Annotated in this window: 15 protein-coding genes and 1 riboswitch; of the genes, 3 read left to right on the top strand and 12 right to left on the bottom strand. The window is 40.2% G+C overall.

Annotated elements, in window-relative coordinates; genetic code table 11:
• Window positions 1–16: 16 nt before the first annotated feature.
• Window positions 17–1,690 carry a potassium-transporting ATPase subunit KdpA gene (gene kdpA / locus ACZ9AO_RS02745; protein ID WP_476108397.1) on the bottom strand — a complete coding sequence of 558 codons (1,674 nt, stop codon included), beginning with the start codon at window positions 1,688–1,690 and terminating at the stop codon, window positions 17–19.
• A 601-nt stretch (window positions 1,691–2,291) separates the two neighbouring features.
• Window positions 2,292–2,433, bottom strand: a riboswitch (cyclic di-AMP (ydaO/yuaA leader).
• Between the two features lie 243 nt (window positions 2,434–2,676).
• Between kdpA and ACZ9AO_RS02740 the strand changes: the two genes are divergently transcribed.
• The gene (locus ACZ9AO_RS02740; RefSeq protein ID WP_048686417.1) at window positions 2,677–3,051 is read left to right on the top strand and encodes a Na-translocating system protein MpsC family protein; all 375 of its coding nucleotides are present in this window, start codon (window positions 2,677–2,679) and stop codon (window positions 3,049–3,051) included.
• 335 nt (window positions 3,052–3,386) lie between these two features.
• Here the strand turns inward: ACZ9AO_RS02740 and ACZ9AO_RS02735 are convergent, their stop codons facing one another.
• From ACZ9AO_RS02735 to ACZ9AO_RS02685, 11 genes are all read right to left on the bottom strand, one after another.
• Window positions 3,387–4,388, bottom strand: coding sequence for a C40 family peptidase (locus ACZ9AO_RS02735; RefSeq protein ID WP_251539475.1), 1,002 nt, complete (start codon window positions 4,386–4,388; stop codon window positions 3,387–3,389).
• Window positions 4,389–4,413: 25 nt separating this feature from the next.
• On the bottom strand, window positions 4,414–5,496 hold the full coding sequence (locus ACZ9AO_RS02730) for a dipeptide epimerase (protein ID WP_476108395.1): 1,083 nt from the start codon (window positions 5,494–5,496) through the stop codon (window positions 4,414–4,416).
• Window positions 5,497–5,511: 15 nt separating this feature from the next.
• Complete coding sequence (locus ACZ9AO_RS02725) at window positions 5,512–6,672, bottom strand: DUF819 family protein (protein ID WP_251539473.1); 1,161 nt, start codon at window positions 6,670–6,672, stop codon at window positions 5,512–5,514.
• A gap of 160 nt (window positions 6,673–6,832) precedes the next feature.
• The gene (locus ACZ9AO_RS02720) at window positions 6,833–7,150 is read right to left on the bottom strand and encodes a DUF3870 domain-containing protein (RefSeq protein ID WP_476108394.1); all 318 of its coding nucleotides are present in this window, start codon (window positions 7,148–7,150) and stop codon (window positions 6,833–6,835) included.
• 320 nt (window positions 7,151–7,470) lie between these two features.
• Window positions 7,471–8,337 (bottom strand): carbon-nitrogen hydrolase family protein, encoded by an 867-nt coding sequence (locus tag ACZ9AO_RS02715; RefSeq protein ID WP_476108393.1) that lies wholly within the window; start codon window positions 8,335–8,337, stop codon window positions 7,471–7,473.
• A gap of 58 nt (window positions 8,338–8,395) precedes the next feature.
• The gene (locus ACZ9AO_RS02710; RefSeq protein WP_476108392.1) at window positions 8,396–9,880 is read right to left on the bottom strand and encodes a sodium:solute symporter family protein; all 1,485 of its coding nucleotides are present in this window, start codon (window positions 9,878–9,880) and stop codon (window positions 8,396–8,398) included.
• Complete coding sequence (locus ACZ9AO_RS02705; protein WP_476108391.1) at window positions 9,877–10,077, bottom strand: DUF3311 domain-containing protein; 201 nt, start codon at window positions 10,075–10,077, stop codon at window positions 9,877–9,879. The genes ACZ9AO_RS02710 and ACZ9AO_RS02705 overlap by 4 nt, the downstream gene beginning before the upstream one ends.
• 136 nt (window positions 10,078–10,213) lie before the next feature.
• Entirely contained in the window at window positions 10,214–11,446 is a 1,233-nt protein-coding gene (locus ACZ9AO_RS02700) for an allantoate amidohydrolase (RefSeq protein WP_476108390.1), read from the bottom strand.
• Between the two features lie 101 nt (window positions 11,447–11,547).
• The gene (locus ACZ9AO_RS02695; RefSeq protein ID WP_251539465.1) at window positions 11,548–13,167 is read right to left on the bottom strand and encodes an amidohydrolase; all 1,620 of its coding nucleotides are present in this window, start codon (window positions 13,165–13,167) and stop codon (window positions 11,548–11,550) included.
• 294 nt (window positions 13,168–13,461) lie between these two features.
• Complete coding sequence (locus ACZ9AO_RS02690) at window positions 13,462–13,662, bottom strand: hypothetical protein (RefSeq protein WP_476108389.1); 201 nt, start codon at window positions 13,660–13,662, stop codon at window positions 13,462–13,464.
• Between the two features lie 63 nt (window positions 13,663–13,725).
• Window positions 13,726–14,346 (bottom strand): hypothetical protein, encoded by a 621-nt coding sequence (locus ACZ9AO_RS02685; RefSeq protein WP_476108388.1) that lies wholly within the window; start codon window positions 14,344–14,346, stop codon window positions 13,726–13,728.
• A 192-nt stretch (window positions 14,347–14,538) separates the two neighbouring features.
• Between ACZ9AO_RS02685 and ACZ9AO_RS02680 the strand changes: the two genes are divergently transcribed.
• The gene (locus ACZ9AO_RS02680; protein WP_251539463.1) at window positions 14,539–15,270 is read left to right on the top strand and encodes a hypothetical protein; all 732 of its coding nucleotides are present in this window, start codon (window positions 14,539–14,541) and stop codon (window positions 15,268–15,270) included.
• 555 nt (window positions 15,271–15,825) lie between these two features.
• A complete protein-coding gene (gene rocF / locus ACZ9AO_RS02675; protein WP_367232331.1) occupies window positions 15,826–16,776 on the top strand; it encodes an arginase in 951 nt (316 codons plus the stop codon).
• Window positions 16,777–17,015 lie beyond the last annotated feature (239 nt).

Raw genomic sequence — 17,015 nt, 5'->3', positions numbered from 1 at the left:
TGCCCCTTTTCAACATTTATCTTATCGTAAGCCACTCAGCAACCGGTCCAAGTGCAATGATTGGAAAGAAAGTCAAAGCTCCAATAATCAAAACTGAAGCTAAAAGAATGACAAAGAACGTACCATTATCCGTTTTGAACGTTCCTATAGTCTCAGGAACACGCTTCTTTACCAGTAATGATCCTGAGACGGCAATCATGGCAATCATTGAAAAATAACGTCCGAATAACATGACTAAACCAGTGGAAACGTTCCAAAAAGGGGTATTGTCTCCTAATCCTTCAAAACCCGAACCATTATTTGCTGCTGATGAGGTAAACTCATAAACTACTTGGGTAATACCATGAAAGCCCGGGTTTGATATAGCTGCTGAACCCATTTGTGTCGCTAAAGCGATGGCAGATGGAACTAATATGATCAATGGGTGGATCAGAATCGCTATAGCTATTAACTTCATCTCCCGGCCTTCAATTTTCTTACCCAAAAACTCAGGTGTACGTCCCACCATAAGTCCGGCAAGAAATACAGCCAATATTGAGTACATGAGAATATTGACCGTACCCACACCATCCCCGCCGAATACACAATTCACCATCATCATTGCAAGTGGAGCTATACTTCCCAGCGGTGTTAGGGTATCATGCATATTATTTACCGATCCTGTAGTTGCAGCTGTAGTTATACTTGTGAATAATGCACTCTGAGCCACCCCGAAGCGCACCTCTTTCCCCTCCATACTCCCCTCCATTTGTGAGAGACCAATTTGCTCCAAAGCTGGATTACCATTTTTTTCGTTAATATACGTAATGCTTAAGAAGAGAAATAACATGAATGCCATCGCTGAAAATAGGATCCAGCCTAGTTTCTTATTCCTCGCCATATATCCAAAAGTCAACGGAAGGGCAGCAGGTATAAGAAACATGGATAATATTTCTAAGACATTCGTGAAACCATTAGGATTTTCAAATGGATGGGCTGAGTTGACCCCAAAGAACCCTCCCCCATTTGTGCCTAAGTGCTTAATGGATTCTAGTGCCGCTACAGGTCCCCTTGCTATATTTTGGGTGTCTCCTTCCAATGTTGTCGCTACTGCCGTTGGGCTAAATGTTTGCGGAACGCCTTGGGATACTAGGACTAAACCAATCAATATCGATAATGGTAGCAGAACCCGGATAATCGTTCGGATTACATCCACATAGAAGTTTCCTAGACTCCGCTGGCTGGTTAAGCCCCTAAAAAAAGCCATACATAAAGCAATTCCGGTAGCCGGGGTCGTGAACATCAGGAATATGATCACTGCCATTTGAGATAAATAAGTAAGTCCCGATTCCCCACTATAATGCTGTAAATTGGTATTCGTAAGAAAGCTTGCAGCTGTATTCAATGCCAACAATGGCTCCATGTTGGCAATCTTACTGGGGTTGCCAGGTAACTCCCCTTGGAAGCGAATGATAATATAAGAGATAATAAACATCACTAAATTACTTATCAGAAGTGCCTTGGTGTACTGCTGCCATTTCATATCTCCCGTCTTTATGCCGGATAGCTTAAAGATAAACCTTTCCATCCCTCCAAACACGCGATCTTGTTTCGTTAATTCAAGGGAATAAACATCCGTTAAATATTTAGCCATTGGTATCGCTAATACAACCGCAATTACCAATACCACAACGATTTGCAATAAATCCATTTACTTCTCCTCCGTAAGTCACCCTTAGTATTTTTCCGGATATATGAGGGCATGTATTAAATACAACGTTACCGCCCCGACGATTATCAATAAGAACATCTCCCTACGCTCCCTTTGCAATTACCGTTTATATTCTTTTTAGGATTCATTCATTTTTGTAAAAGCCACCAATGAAATGGATATATTATCCATTCCCCTTCTCTTTTCCCGCAATAATAAAGCCTATATTCTCCTTCACCTCCTTTAAGATAGGTTTCATTAAACTGTTCTTTTGCTCAGACAGACGTCCTTTAAGGCATAAAAAAATAGACCAATGTTACTTTTCCCCCAGTTTGCAGCACTGCACAAATGCAATCTCCTTCCTACAGCGTCATGAACCATGACGAATCAGAAAAAGAAAGATATACAGTAACAAACATTTAGTTGGAGAAAAAGTAATCATTGGTCTACTTAACGCCCAGCAAGCATTAGCGCCTACTCCACGATCCGTCTTCCAAGAAACCTTTTCAATTATAGGCATAATAAAAAGACCTACGGAAATGTCAGATTGCCATTTTGCTATAGCATAACAAAAAAGCCTCCTGAATCAAGGTGGTCTTATGACCTCCTTCGCTTTAGCCGACGAAGTTAGCTGACGGGTAGGATGGCGAAAGAGTATCTCATCCCTTTTGCAAATGCAGAATTAACCCCATAAATAGTGGGTCCTCCGTTCTCAATCACTTGAGATTTGGCCGGTATCTAATTGTTTTTCATGAGGATTATTGTACGCTCCTCATTCAAGGTTTGTAAACTCATAAAAACCATTAAAAACCTTCATATTTGATTAATTAAGACGATATTCACCCAATTCATCGTTAAAAATGATATTTTTCTTCATTTTACTAACTTTTTCACTTTTTTCTAAAGTTTTACAAACAGTTATTGACAGGAACTTAGACGTGGCATTATGATAAATCCCATAAATTCGTCGATGAACTGGAGGCATTATGTCAAGTACAAAGAAAAGGATCGAAGCTGAAATAAGCGAAGCATTCATTAAATTCCAGCGTGAATTGATTGGAAGAGGACCTCAGGAAACGAAAACTTATATAATCAATGATATGTTGATAACCCGTTTCAAGGGAGTCCTTACTGTAGAGGAAAAGCACCTTGTGAGTCACAATTCAGGCAAAAAACTTGTGAAAAAAATGCGTTCATTACTTCGTGAAATGTACACTAAGGATTATGAAAAAATAGTTGAAGATCTTACGGGGTGTAAAGTACTTTCATCTCACAGTGATATAAGCACTAAAACAGGTGAAAGAATCGAAGTTTTCATTATGGATAAGGATTTGGAACGTCTTTTTGAAACCATCAAATAAAAGGTGCAATTCTCCTAGTTAAATATTATATTAAATAGTTTTAACAGAACTTATATTTAGTACCATCAGTAGGGGACAATCATTATTTTCCCCTACTGATGGTTTTTATGGATAACTTTTCTTTTAAAAATCTTTCATACATTCTCCAATTAAACCACCTGCTAAAAAACGAATATAAACGGTAGATTAATCTTCTTTTCGAATAAAATTCCAAAAATTCTTATACCAATAAAAATTCTTATTTTTCGATTATTGTCAGAATCATCACCTTGGATTCTGCAGTAATTTAAACTATCAAAATAATAATCTATTTTCTAGTTTATCTCCATTGAGCATCAATCGATATATCTTCTTGCTCCGGCATATTCCTCTCCGTATCCCGATGTTTTTATTTCATCTATCCTTACATGTGTTGAGCTGTTAGGTGAATGGATCATTTTGCCGTCACCAATATACATTCCGACATGATGAACCTTTCCTTTCCCTTTATCATGGGCAAAAAATAGTAAGTCACCTGGTTGTAGATTTTCTTTTTCAACCTTTTTGCCATGCTGAGCCTGAATGGAAGAGTCTCTTGGGATTGTTATTCCATTAGCATGGTACATCGTATACGTAAATCCAGAGCAGTCAAATCCAAAACCGGACATTCCAGCCCATAGGTAAGGTAGCCCCAAAAAAGCTTTTCCTGATTCAACGATGTCCTTACCGGTTGGGGCTGGTATTTGATTTTCATTTTGATAGACTGACACGTCTTGCTTTTCCATCCATTTTGCCCCATTACTCGGTGTCATCACCTTCACTTTATCTTTTTTCACCTGCAATAGCGGAAGGCGGGTATTGAAGCTGACTTCCATGAATTTGGACCGAAGTTTCGAATCCGAATAAAGCCAGGTCTTTGGGGCATTTACAAGGGCAAGTCCTCGTTTAAATTGCTTCTCAAAAGAATGTCCGTCTTTTAATTGTGCCTTTGGCATCCATCCTGGGTAACCAATATCATTACGGGGTGTAGGTTGATTGGCAACGGCTACTTTCACCCATTCACCCCGTTCTTCAAGAATCGTCACTTTAGAACCATATAAAGCTTGTGTTTCCAGGTTACCTACAAGCCACAGCTTGTCTTCATATTTCATTGAGCCGATCCATTCATTCAAATCAGCGGGATTCGATGCAGAAGGGGCATCGATTTCCCTTAATAATCCCGGCTCAGTCCAAAGAGTGGCCACGTTCACATCAACATAGGCAATTCTCTGCTTCTCCCTGGAACTAGCTTCATTGGGACTGAATACTAAAATACCAAAAGCAAATAAAGATAAAACAAAAACGGTTAACCTTTTCAAATCATTCACCCTTTCGAAATTGTTTTTATTGAGTAAAAGAGGATTTCCTCTTGACTCCCAGTCCAGGTTTATCGGAAATGAGAAGTTGATCTTTCATAAATTGAATGCCTTCAAATGGCTCATTCTTAATCCATAATGGGGCATCTAAATCAATCTTCGTTATATTTGGATGGGCGGTTGCCAGATGAGCCGCGGCCGCTACACTAACGGATGATTCCATCATACTCCCGATCATGCATTCCACCCCGGCTGCTTCTGCCATATCGGCGATTTGGAGTGCACGTCGAATTCCGCCAGTTTTCATTAATTTGATATTAAGGAAATCAACAGCATGTTCATTCAGGAGTCTCATGGCATCACGTGGGGAAAACAAACTTTCATCGGCCATGATCGGCACTTGGACAGAGCGTTTTATTTCTTTCAATCCTTCGATATCATGGGCTTGCACGGGCTGTTCCACCAAATCAACGTTCAGCTTTCTTTCTTCGATTTCATGAATGATGGAAATCGCTTGTTTTGTTGTCCACCCTTGGTTTGCGTCAATCCTGATCATAACCTGTTCGCAAACAGCAGCACGAATGCAGGCAACGCGCTCCACGTCATTCTTCCAATCCTTCCCCAGTTTTATCTTCATCGTAGAGAATCCGCTTTCGATAAGGGACAATGCCGCCTTTGCCATTTCTTCAGGTTCATCAACGCTGATTGTCATATCATTTTTCAGGACATTAGATTTACCGCCAAGATATTGATATAATGGGAGCTGCCATCGTTTGCTGACTGCGTCGTACAAAGCGATTTCAACAGCAGCTTTTGCACTTGTGTTACCTACACAGGATCGTTGGATCAGCAGAGACAATGCATTGATATTCTCGATGTCGCGGCCAATTAGGTGTGGTGTGATTACTTCTTCAATGACCGTCATGATTCCTTTTGTAGAATCACCTGTGATGGCAACCGTAGGGGCTGCAGCCCCCAAACCTTCCGTTCCATCCTCCAATTTCACGGAAACCATGATGTTTTCAATTTCCATTGCGGTGCGTAATGCAGTCTTGAATGGCTTGATAAGTGGCAAGGTTTCCACTGATACTTGTAAACTTTCAATCTTCATATTAACAACCCTTCCTTAAAAGCTTGAGAGTATATATGATGTGAGAATTCCAAAATAGGTGCCCAGAAGACTGCCAAGTACAGCCATCAATATCCCGACCGGTATTAGCGCCCGGTTGAATGCACCTGCCAATATGGGGGCTGATGCCACGCCTCCTATGTTGGCCAAAGAGGCAACTCCCATTGTAAATAGATCCAACTTAAAGATTTTGGCCAAAATGACCATGATCAATCCATGAAAGAATAGAATCATAAAGCCGGAAATAATATATACAGGTGCTTGAAACAGCTGTGAAAAATCGGCATGGGAAGCAATTAAACCAATGACGATATAAAGCATGACTTTGGAAATTTCCATGGAACCGGCAATACGCCCAACCTTCGTGACAGCCAGAATTAATCCTACGGTCGAAGCGATGATGATCGTCCAAGTGGTTCCATTCACAGCGGCACCGAGTACCGGCAGTCTCTCCCCAATTTTGGTTGCACCTGCTGAAACAATTAAAGCCAGCGCCAAGAAACCGATCAATTCCACGAATCCAAATTCCGTCTTGGCGGTTTCCCCCGCTTCAAGCTCGGAAGTCATTTGATCAATGAAAGATGTATCCGCTTTTGTCCAAATATTGAATTTACCAGCAAGAGGCACCAGCCAAAATAAGAACATGACCCAAATGGAATAATTGACTGTATCCATGATCAACGCATAGCCAAAAATATTTTCAGGCACATCGAGTATTCCTTGCAAGATCACCATATTGGCAGAGCCCCCTGTCCAGCTTGCGCTCAAAGCCGAGAATGCCTTCCAAGTTCCTTCCGCATAAAAGCCGTTCATTAAAACGTAAGTAAGAGTGAACCCTCCAATAATGCTGAATGAAGCCGCAAAAAAAGTTAAAAGCATCTTTGGTCCAAGCTTGAGAATTTTCCGCATATCGCATTGCAAAAGCATAAGCATCAACATGGCAGGCAGCAGGAGCCCCCGTATGGTGCTATATGCACTTTCGACTGACTCACTATCTGAAAAGACCCCGAATGTTTTCATCAGAGCCGCTCCAATATAAATAAGGACAATACCAGGAACATACTTGAAGAACTTTCCTCCTATCTTTTTTTCCACAACCGCAACCACGGCAGTAAATGCCAATAAAAAGCAGACAAACATCACACCATCTTGAATCATATTCCATACCTCCTTAAATTTTATAACATAAGGTAATTTCCATTTTTTCACACTAATCTATTAATTATTGCATGGCACTAAATAGAAAAATCCAGCTGCCAAAGAGCGCGTACGCACTCTTTAACAGCTGGATTTCAATTGCGACTGACAAAAGAAGCAGCTATAACTTATAAAGTTGCTGATATTTGATGCTGGCATTTCTAAGGGCGACGGTCAGTGCTTTCTGAGATGAACCAAAATACCGTTGCTCAATTTCTGTCTCCAATTCATCGGGCCGAAGAATGGATTTACCAACTAACATGGATTGAATGAAGCGTGATGTAATCGATATCGTGGTCGAGCATTCCGCATCCACTATTTCATGCGTATCACGATCAATGACGAACCCGATGAAAAAGCAGTTGAATTGCTGTGTAATTGGATTATTGAACGGTGCCTTCGATTCGCCAACTATATATACTGTATTCTGTTGAAACATGATTGTTGTGCCTCCTGCCATTACAGACATCATTACAGGTATAAATAGGGTGACTATCTATATTATTACAATATGAAATGGTTATATATATTTTAATATATATAGCAATCATTTGACAATATATTTTGTATATTAAGTCAATTTCCGATTCCTTCGGCCAGCATAGATAAGTTCTATAACTAATACACCTATCAAACTGAAAAATCACGAAGAATAACCAGGTATTGTAAAAGAACTCGTTTCAGGGGTCATTTTTTTTAACCTACCCCCGCACTTTATTGGACCTACATTCGGACGACAATGGTTCGGGATCCAACACATCATTTCAGCCCTTCGTATGGCTCATATTTCGCATACATACCTTTTCGGCGATTACGATCCTTGAAGGTGGTTGCTGCTCCACTTTTTCGATTCTCATAAAGTTCGTCCATATCCACTGTACCGGTAATGATGGTATGTTCATTCATTACCGCCTCGGCCACTATTCCATTAGCAGGCCAAGCGCTGTCACAGGGGCTAAGGATACTGGCACGGCCATATCCGTTCGGCAAGGGTGATCCTGGTTCACCAACAGTGGGGCAATGAACAAAATATACCTGATTTTCGATTGCACGCGCATGTGCGCAATGGCGAACTCGCCAAAAACCAGCCTCTGTAAAAGTGTATGATGGGCAAAAAATGATGTCGGCCCCGTTCACTGATAATATCCTTGAAATTTCAGGTATCTCCGCTTCATAACATACCGCTATTCCTATCTTGACCGGACCCACGGAATAAACCTCCAATTCATCGCCTTCAGAAGTATGCCAATTCGCTTCAGCAGGAAAGATATGAGTCTTTTTATGCTCAACGACTGATCCGTCTTCATCAAAAATATAAGCAATATTGTAGTATTCATTTTCGCGGCGTTCCAGATGAGTGCCTGCAATGATGACCTGTTTTCTTTTTCTTGAAAGTGACCTGAAAAGATCTTTGTATTGATTGGTATATTCATCGATCCTGATAACGGACGAAGCATCCTGTTCTCCAAAGGCCGCTGATAATCCGATAGTTAACAGTTCAGGAAAAATGATATAATCCGAGTTTTCGGGAACTTGGGTGTTCAAGTCTTCTACTTGTTCCTGAAATTCAAGGAAAGTTGACACTTTTTCTACACGAAATTGACAAGCCGTTATTTTAATTTTCACAAAAGCCCTCCCAAATCATGTTTTATCAGTTCCTCCAGACTTTTAAAAGAAATCAGGATCAGGATATCTTGTCCAAATCATTCATTTCGGTCTGTTGCATGGAGATATGTTTAGTCAGGGCACTTACAAGGAATGTTACTAGTATATTAATCAACAAAGCTATGACGCCTGTACTTATATCATTAATTACATGTGGGGTATTTGGCAGGAATGTAGCAACCTTCACATCCGCAATTGTCGCATATAAAACAATCAGGACACCTGCCAATATTCCAGCCATCGCACCATACTTATTGATTATATTGGTTTTTGGCAAACTGAAAAACAAGGACGGGGCCAGTTGCGTAATTAAACTGTAAGACATGATATTCAGGATGGCCAAAGCCTCGCCTCCTGTAACCGTTACAATTAAAGCAATGATTGAGATACCAATAATGATTATCCTTGAGACAATTAATTGATGTGTTTCAGTCGCAGCAGGGACCAGAACTTTGAAAAAGCTATTTGTCAGACCTACCGATGCAGCCATTAGCATGACTGAAGCCGGTACTAGTGCCGTCAATAAACCAGCAGCTCCGATAACCCCTATCACCCATGGATCGAATGTTTGAATCGCCAGCCTTAAAAGTGAGAGATCACCATCCGCTCCTTGCAAACCCGGGATTTCCATGATGGCTGTAAATCCAATGAAAAAAACGAACAGCAGCAACAATGTGTATAAGGGTAATGCAATCGCATTTTTGCGAAGGGTCCTTTCCCCATTGGACGATAATACGACCATGAATGTTTGTGGCAGCAAATAAAATCCTAGTGCATTCAGCAAAACGGTGGACATAAACCAGGACTGACTCAATCCCTGATCTGCCAAAACCAACATTTCCGGTTTAGCAGCCTGCACGGTCTCGAACATTGGCTGTATGCCTCCGAAATAATGAAATGGAATGTAAATCCCTAAAAAGATAACGACCACCAAAATCATGAAATCTTTCAGTATGGCTGTCCATGCTGAACCATGAATGCCTGAAATCATAACATAGGTGGTTACAACTACAGCACCGATGACACTTGCAGCAACTGGTGAAATTGCTCCGTAAGACGCTTCGGAAACAATGATACCTAATCCTTTGAGCTGTATGACTATGTACGGCACGAGGGCTAAGCTTCCCAATACAGCAACGATCATTCCCATTGACCTGCTTTTATATTTAGACGCAAAATACTCTGGCTGAGAGATAATAGAATGCCGTTTTGAATATCTCCATATTTTAGGGACGAGCCAATATGATAGGACGTAGGCTAAGAATATATAGGCGGGAACATAATAAGCAGCGGCACCCTTTGAGTAAGCCCACCCACTTCCGCCCAGGAATGTAAAAGTTGTATAAATTTCACCTGCTATCAAGAGAAAAATGAAGAATGTACCGAAGCCCCTGCCTCCTACGGCAAATTGCTCCATGTCCATATCCTTCCCTTTTCTTGCTTTTATCCCTAAATAAAGTGCTAGAACCAAGAAGATGGAAATGATGAGTAATGAGATATTCATTCAGAATCACTCCCTTTATTATCAGGATCGAACTTATAGACGATCATTAAGATAATCGATGCCAGCACCATCCAAAATGCAACCCAAAATAACAAAAAAGGCATCCACAATATGTACGGTTCTATTTTATTTGCGTAGGGCAATAAACCTAAAAACCCTATAAACGGAACAAAAAGCAATAGCTTAATAGCATCCAAATTATACCCTCCCCCATTTAGGTTCCATACACGGATGCATCACCATCAGTCAAGCTGACTTTCATACTGAACTGATGGTTTGATAGCACCCTTTGTTTACTTTCATTACCCGCTTTCAACCAACCATATATTCGTCTTAAGATGACTGGATGGCAAGGACCGTTTCCAATATTACATTGACGCCTTTTTCACAATCTTCCCAAGTAGTAAGTTCCTCTTCACAATGGCTTTTTCCGTTGATGCTTGGGACGAAAACCATGGCAGTAGGTATATAACTGGCTATAAACTGTGCATCATGTCCTGCACCGCTTACCATTCTTTTATAAGGTAGGCCTAGATAATTGGTCGATTGCTCAAGCAAATTGCAAATGGATTTGTCGAACCACACGGTATCCCTGTCCCACAATTTTTTCGCTTGGATGACGCAGCCGCCTTCTGAACCTGTAGTTATAAGGCTTTTTATGACTTCCTCCACCTTTTCGATGACGTTGGAATCCTTATGTCTTGCCTCTAGCGAAAAAACCACTTTATTAGGGATGACCGTATGGATATTCGGAAACACATTCACTCTGCCCATCGTAAAAACCAAATCGTCATCAAGCATGCCTAGCTTCTGACGAGCCTCCATAATCAAGCTATTCGCGGTGAAGAAGGCATCTTTTCTCATATTCATCGGGGTGGTTCCTGCATGATCGGATTCGCCTGTAACTTCTATCTCATAGCACACCATACCAAGGACACATTCAACGACACCGATCGTGAGCGATTCACGTTCAAGAATGGGCCCTTGTTCAATATGCAACTCTAGAAATGCAGTCGCTTCTTTTAAACGAGACTCTTGATCCCCTGCATATCCAATGGCATTCAAAGCACTTTCGAAAGTGGTTCCTTCACTATCCGTCTTTTGCAACATGACGGATTTTTCGAATTTACCCGAAAGAACTCCCGAAGACATCATGGAAGGTTCGAATCTGGCTCCCTCTTCGTTCGTAAAATTGACGATCATTACCGGAATTTTAGGCTGGATATTATTATCGACCAGAGTACGCACGACTTCCAAGCCTGCAGCTACACCCAAGATACCATCAAACCGCCCGCCCTTTTTTACGGTATCCATATGTGATCCCATTACAATAGGTGGTTTGTTTTCAAGTCCCGCTAAAGTGGCGTAAATATTCCCCATATCATCAACCTTAATGGTCATGCCCAATTCTTTACAGCAAGCGCAAAAGTAATCACGGACTAATCGATCTTCCTCGGATAGGGATAGCCGTGTGACCCCGTTGTTTTCTGTTCGTCCAAAATCTGCAAATTTCTCTAGCGTACGACTCAGCCTCTCACCATTAATTAATAATTTTTGCTTTTTCATAGCGAATATCCCCCTTTTAGATAACCTGTAAATCTTCTTCGTTCGCTTAAGCCAAAAAAATGTAAGTGAAGGTCTAGTTGTTTTAGAATAATCACGCTAGATTATATTTCCACCATTGTTTCCCTATGATAAAGAATCTCCCCGTTCAGAATTGTCGATTCAACTTTCAAATCCTTGATATTTTGGGAATCCACTTTCAATATACTATCATTCAATACTACTAGATCGGCCAGCTTCCCTGCCTCCAGGCTGCCTTTGACATCTTCATCGAAACTAGCAAACGCACCATTCAATGTGTATAGTTTAATGGCTTCCAATACGCTAATCGATTGAATCGCACCTATTTCCGTACCGGACCTGCTTGTTCTATTAACAGCAACGTGTATGCCTAATATAGGGTCGTGATCAGTAACGGGAGCATCTGAACCGGCTGCGGCCAAGATGCCATTATCAATAAAATCACGGGCAGCGTACATATGGTTGACCCTATTGCCGTAATGTTCAATATATATATCACCGAATTCATAAGGAAATGGGGGGTTGGGGATTGGGATGACTCCAAGTTCTTTCATCCTCTTTTGTAAATCTTGCGAAGCTATTCCAGCATGCTCAATTCTATGTCTATGATCGTTTCTGGGCGATTCATTCAATGCCTTTTCCACGCAATTTAAATACATCTCTATCGCTTTGTCCCCTTGGGCATGGACTGTGATCTGATAGCCTTTTTTATGTGCTTGACCTAATACTTGATAGATTTCCTCTTCTTTATAATAAAGAATTCCGGAATAACCTGGATCACTCGAATAGGGCTCACGGGTAGCAATCGTCGGACCGGTACTGCTGCCATCCGTAAACAATTTGGCTGGTCCGATTTTGAATCTTTCGTCCCCAGTTCCGGTTATGACTCCCGAATCCATCATTTTATTTACAAATTCATGAGAATTATTCAATGAACCGACCATCGCATAAATACGAACACGAATATCATTATTTTTTATGGCCTGCTGCATTAAACGGAAACTTTCAGGACCATGAGCACCTGCTTCATGAATGCTTGTTATGCCTGCTGCGATGAAATGCTCAGATGCAATTTTCACTGCTTTCAACAGTTCACTTTCAGAATAACTTGCTCTGTCGGCCATTATCATATTTGCCGTTTCTATGAGTTTTCCTGTAATCCTCCCCGCTCCATCCTTTTCAATGATCCCTCCAGTGGGATTCTCTGAGTTTTCATCCATTCTAGCAATCTCTAGCGCCCTGCTATTCACCACGCTTATATGGCTGCATGTGCGGTTCACGATAATGGGATGGTCTGTTGAAATAGCATCCAATTCCGCTATTGTTGGATAACGTTTTTCTTTCACTGCGGTCTCATTGAAGCCCCAAGCGCGGATCCACTCACCTTTAGGGATCGTCGAAGCTTTCTTCTTCAGATCGATTAACAAATCTTCTACAGATTTGATATGTTCAGCTTTACAGCTTACTGCCAATTGATTGACACCATACAAGATAAGATGAATATGAGAATCTATAAACCCAGGAAGTAATGACTTTCCCTGTAAATCAATTACATTTGTTTCTTCTCCGATAAATACCTTGATTTCCTGATTCGTTCCGACTGCCGAGATACGATCTCCTTTAATTGCCAGGGCTTCCGCTACTTCATTTTTTTGATTTACGGTTATGACTTCGCCGTTTATGAACACGATATCAGCTTTCAACCAACACACCCCTTCCTTATTGTTTCACCCTCAGTTCTGCCACCTCTTCCTTTGTTGTCCCTGCCGCCACTTATCGGAATATTCTGTTTTCAATAGATTCATTATATCCACACCAGATTGTGAAATCATTAGACAAATAGTTAAAAATATCATCGCATTTTTATACCTTTTATATAATTATGTCTTATTTCCCATGGTTTGCTGGCACCAGCCCCCTCTATTCCTAAGGGGACTATAACCAATCAAAAAAGGATAGATTCAGCTTATTTGCTTATCTATCCCGCCATTATTCAATTACAACCGATTGTTTCTCCCGATAATGCCAATGGTCAAATACTGTTTGTTTTCTTGAAAATCCCATGGCCAGTATCGAAGGGTTAATTCGCTTTTATCCACTTTTTCAATAAACGTTTTTACCCCTATCAAGGCTGCCCCATATCCTACGTTCGAGGCCAATGCAAAGATGGCATTCAGCCCTTCGTTAATGGTATCCATATACTCAGGTTCGATTTTTAAGATATCAGTCCATGTAATACAGAATCCATTTTGCTTGGTACATTAAGATATAGAGTGATTCACTGTACGAACGATCTCATCCCTTACATCCAAAATTCCATTCTTCATCTCTTCTGCATCTTTTTTCCGATAGTGGTTTGCATGATCGGAAAGAAGCTCCATGGCCCAATTATAAAATAGTTGAGTATAAATGGCGGAAGTTGCCACGATATCAAAATCATTATAATAATTAGCAAAAACACGTTCAGAAAGCTGACCTAACCGATTCTTGGTATCCTTTAAATACCGAATAATTTCCTTTGCCGTTTCACCACGATTAAGCATGGAAGATAGGTGGTGATCAAAATCCACTTTATCGAGGCCTGTTACATCAATTTCAATAAGTTGAATTTTCTTCCGGGTCCGTTCAGGCAACTTTGCCGTACCCTTTTCCATACTTTCCATATCAATATCAAATAGGTATATGGAGTTGCATTTAGTTGCCAGATACTCTATATCCAAATCATCGCAATTGCCTGCTCCGACGATAGCCACTTTATCTACGAACACTTTTTTCGAAAAAACGGCATCGAATAAACCTGTAACTTGTATACGATGCTGTTTCCACCGCATCTTTCTGTATTCATCCCGATTATGGTTCATTTTTCTTTGATAGGTTTCCAAGTCAATCTCTCCCTTTAGGGTACTAAGGATTTATTTATTGTAACAAAGTATCCCGATCTTTTGGAGGGCAGGTAATTTAGTTTTCGCATCTGGGAGAAGATAGGCTCAATTTCCATAGTAAAATGAGCGATAAAGATGTTAGAATAATATGGGAATTATTTTGAAGTAGCAGTGATTACAGGAGGGTGTTCCTTGAGCAAAACAAAGAAGATTTTACTTACTTTATTAGGTGTTTTTTCAATCATCTTGGTCGGTGTGGTGATCCTTTTGTTTTCATTCACACAGAGCATGAAAGCAGATCCTGATGAAGAAAAGAAGATTCGGGATCAAGCTGAAAGATATTTAGAGGAAACTTTTGATGAAGGAACCGAAATATATGATGTCCTATACGACAATATGGGAAACCGGGGCTATTTTGAATACGCAGCTAAAGTGAAACATGAAAAATATGGTACGCAATTTCTCGTTTTCTTTAATGATGAAACAGGGGAAATGGAGGATACATTTCTTTCTGATAAATGGCAAGATGATGCAGAGAAGGAAATCAGGCCATATGTTGAAAAAGAACTGGGTGACGTGTTGATATCCAAGGAAATGGAAGATATTGCAGAAAGCGAAGATTGGGAGAAGATTCAAGAAGAAATAGGCAATTATAATCAATTACTCTTGGTCTTTAATGAGGGGATCGGTAAAGAATTGAACATTGATCCGAATAAGCCAGCCATCTATAAAGATTACGATGTTTCCCCAACCATTCGGATTACCCTTTCACGTAAGAAACAGGATGCAGATGAAGACCGCTTTAACGAAATGATCAATGGCCTTAAAAAAGATAAAGTTCTTGAACATGGAAATATGATTGTAGAATATATTAGTACCAAAGGTGTGCCACTTGAAAATGAGGAATGGCATAAAAAGTTTTAAAACCATCATATAGTTTAACAGGAAGGTAAAGGGCAGCCGCTCTTTACCTTTTTTGTATATGTGAAACAAACCCTTCAAAATGGCACTTTCCTCTAGTAATCTATCCTATTTTTTGTAATGAATCGTTACTCGCGGTTAACCACATTGGAGAAAAAGTTCTTTATTCTCACGTCAAAAAAATTTTTTTAATATAAAAATGAAAAATCCTTCCATGCATTTAAGGTGAAACCGCTACTTTTTATGAATAAATGTAACTAGTAAAATATATTCAATATCTTCAGAATCTTCCTTCGGCCACCGATTCCGATTGGTAACGCTATCACTTCCATTCCTGGAATAAAAATCTTAACAATCTCAGATTTCAAAGGATTTCAGCCAATCCCCATCATACCCCGCATGGTACTATATCCTATTCATAAATAATCAATAATAGGAATTTTACCCCAGGACTTTTACCCTTTTTTCAATCGTATAAATATTCAAAAAAATGTCGAGTTGAGTCATCTATCCTTTTACCCTTATACTAAGGTAGAAAAATCGAAGGAGGAATTACATATGAAAAAGGAAATTTCAATCATTGGTGTGCCAATGGATCTTGGTCAAACTAGAAGAGGAGTAGATATGGGGCCAAGTGCCATCAGATATGCAGGATTAAGTGAAAGACTTGAAAACATTGGCTATACTGTCCGTGATGAAGGTGATATTAAAGTAGAAATACAGGAAAGAGCACAAAGTGATAGTGACACAAATTTAAAGAATCTGCAGGATGTAGCAGAAGGTAATGAAAAATTGAGTCAAAAAGTGGATGAAGTCATCCAAGCAAATCGTTTTCCTTTAGTTTTAGGGGGAGATCACAGCATTGCTATCGGGACATTAGCAGGTTTAGCGAAGAATACTGAAAACTTAGGGGTAATATGGTATGATGCACATGGAGATTTAAATACTGCCGAAACTTCCCCATCAGGAAACATACACGGTATGTCCCTAGCCGTAAGTTTGGGCCTTGGCCACCCTGCACTGACAAACATCGGCGGATATTCTCCTAAAGTCAAACCAGAGAACATTGTCATCATTGGTGCCCGTTCTTTAGACCAAGGTGAGAAAGAGTTAATCAGGGAAAAAGGAATTAAAGTCTATACGATGCATGAGATTGATAGAATGGGTATGACAAAAGTGATGGAAGAATCGATCGCCTATCTGAAAGAACGTACGGACCTTGTACATTTATCACTTGATCTTGATGGTCTTGATCCAGATGATGCACCTGGGGTCGGTACGCCTGTAATGGGAGGCATTAGCTACCGTGAAAGCCATCTTGCCATGGAAATGCTGGCTGAAGCTAATATCATTACATCGGCAGAGTTTGTTGAGATAAACCCAATATTGGACGAGCATAATAAAACGGCTGAAGTTGCTGTCGCATTAATGGGCTCATTGCTTGGGGAAAAATTACTTTATGGAGCGGAAGAACATATCACTCCTGATTTATTGGCTCAAGTTAAATAATCGGACACTTTGTTTTTGATAGAAAGATAGAGAGTTCTTTAAAGTGATACTCCATAGGAAAAAGCCCATACTTCATTTATGAGCTTCTTCCTCCATTGGCGGATGATCGATTTGAATCAATTTACATCCCTAGTTTCCTGACGCTTGGCTTCCTTTTCTTTAATAAGCGGCGCTTTCGAAATTAATTCTGCATAGGTACCTATGTATATTGACTCATGCTTATTTAATGCAGAAGTAAT

This window comes from Peribacillus sp. TE19612, assembly GCF_056279465.1.
This window is presented reverse-complemented; position numbering and strand designations above follow the sequence as displayed.

Excerpts from the sequence above, each read along its gene's own strand:
- kdpA (WP_476108397.1), bottom strand. The coding sequence starts at position 1,690 with ATGGATTTATTGCAAATCGTTGTGGTATTGGTAATTGCGGTTGTATTA.
- ACZ9AO_RS02740 (WP_048686417.1), top strand. The coding sequence starts at position 2,677 with ATGTCAAGTACAAAGAAAAGGATCGAAGCTGAAATAAGCGAAGCATTC.
- ACZ9AO_RS02730 (WP_476108395.1), bottom strand. The coding sequence starts at position 5,496 with ATGAAGATTGAAAGTTTACAAGTATCAGTGGAAACCTTGCCACTTATC.
- ACZ9AO_RS02725 (WP_251539473.1), bottom strand. The coding sequence starts at position 6,672 with ATGATTCAAGATGGTGTGATGTTTGTCTGCTTTTTATTGGCATTTACT.
- ACZ9AO_RS02720 (WP_476108394.1), bottom strand. The coding sequence starts at position 7,150 with ATGTTTCAACAGAATACAGTATATATAGTTGGCGAATCGAAGGCACCG.
- ACZ9AO_RS02710 (WP_476108392.1), bottom strand. The coding sequence starts at position 9,880 with ATGAATATCTCATTACTCATCATTTCCATCTTCTTGGTTCTAGCACTT.
- ACZ9AO_RS02700 (WP_476108390.1), bottom strand. The coding sequence starts at position 11,446 with ATGAAAAAGCAAAAATTATTAATTAATGGTGAGAGGCTGAGTCGTACG.
- ACZ9AO_RS02690 (WP_476108389.1), bottom strand. The coding sequence starts at position 13,662 with ATGGATACCATTAACGAAGGGCTGAATGCCATCTTTGCATTGGCCTCG.
- rocF (WP_367232331.1), top strand. The coding sequence starts at position 15,826 with ATGAAAAAGGAAATTTCAATCATTGGTGTGCCAATGGATCTTGGTCAA.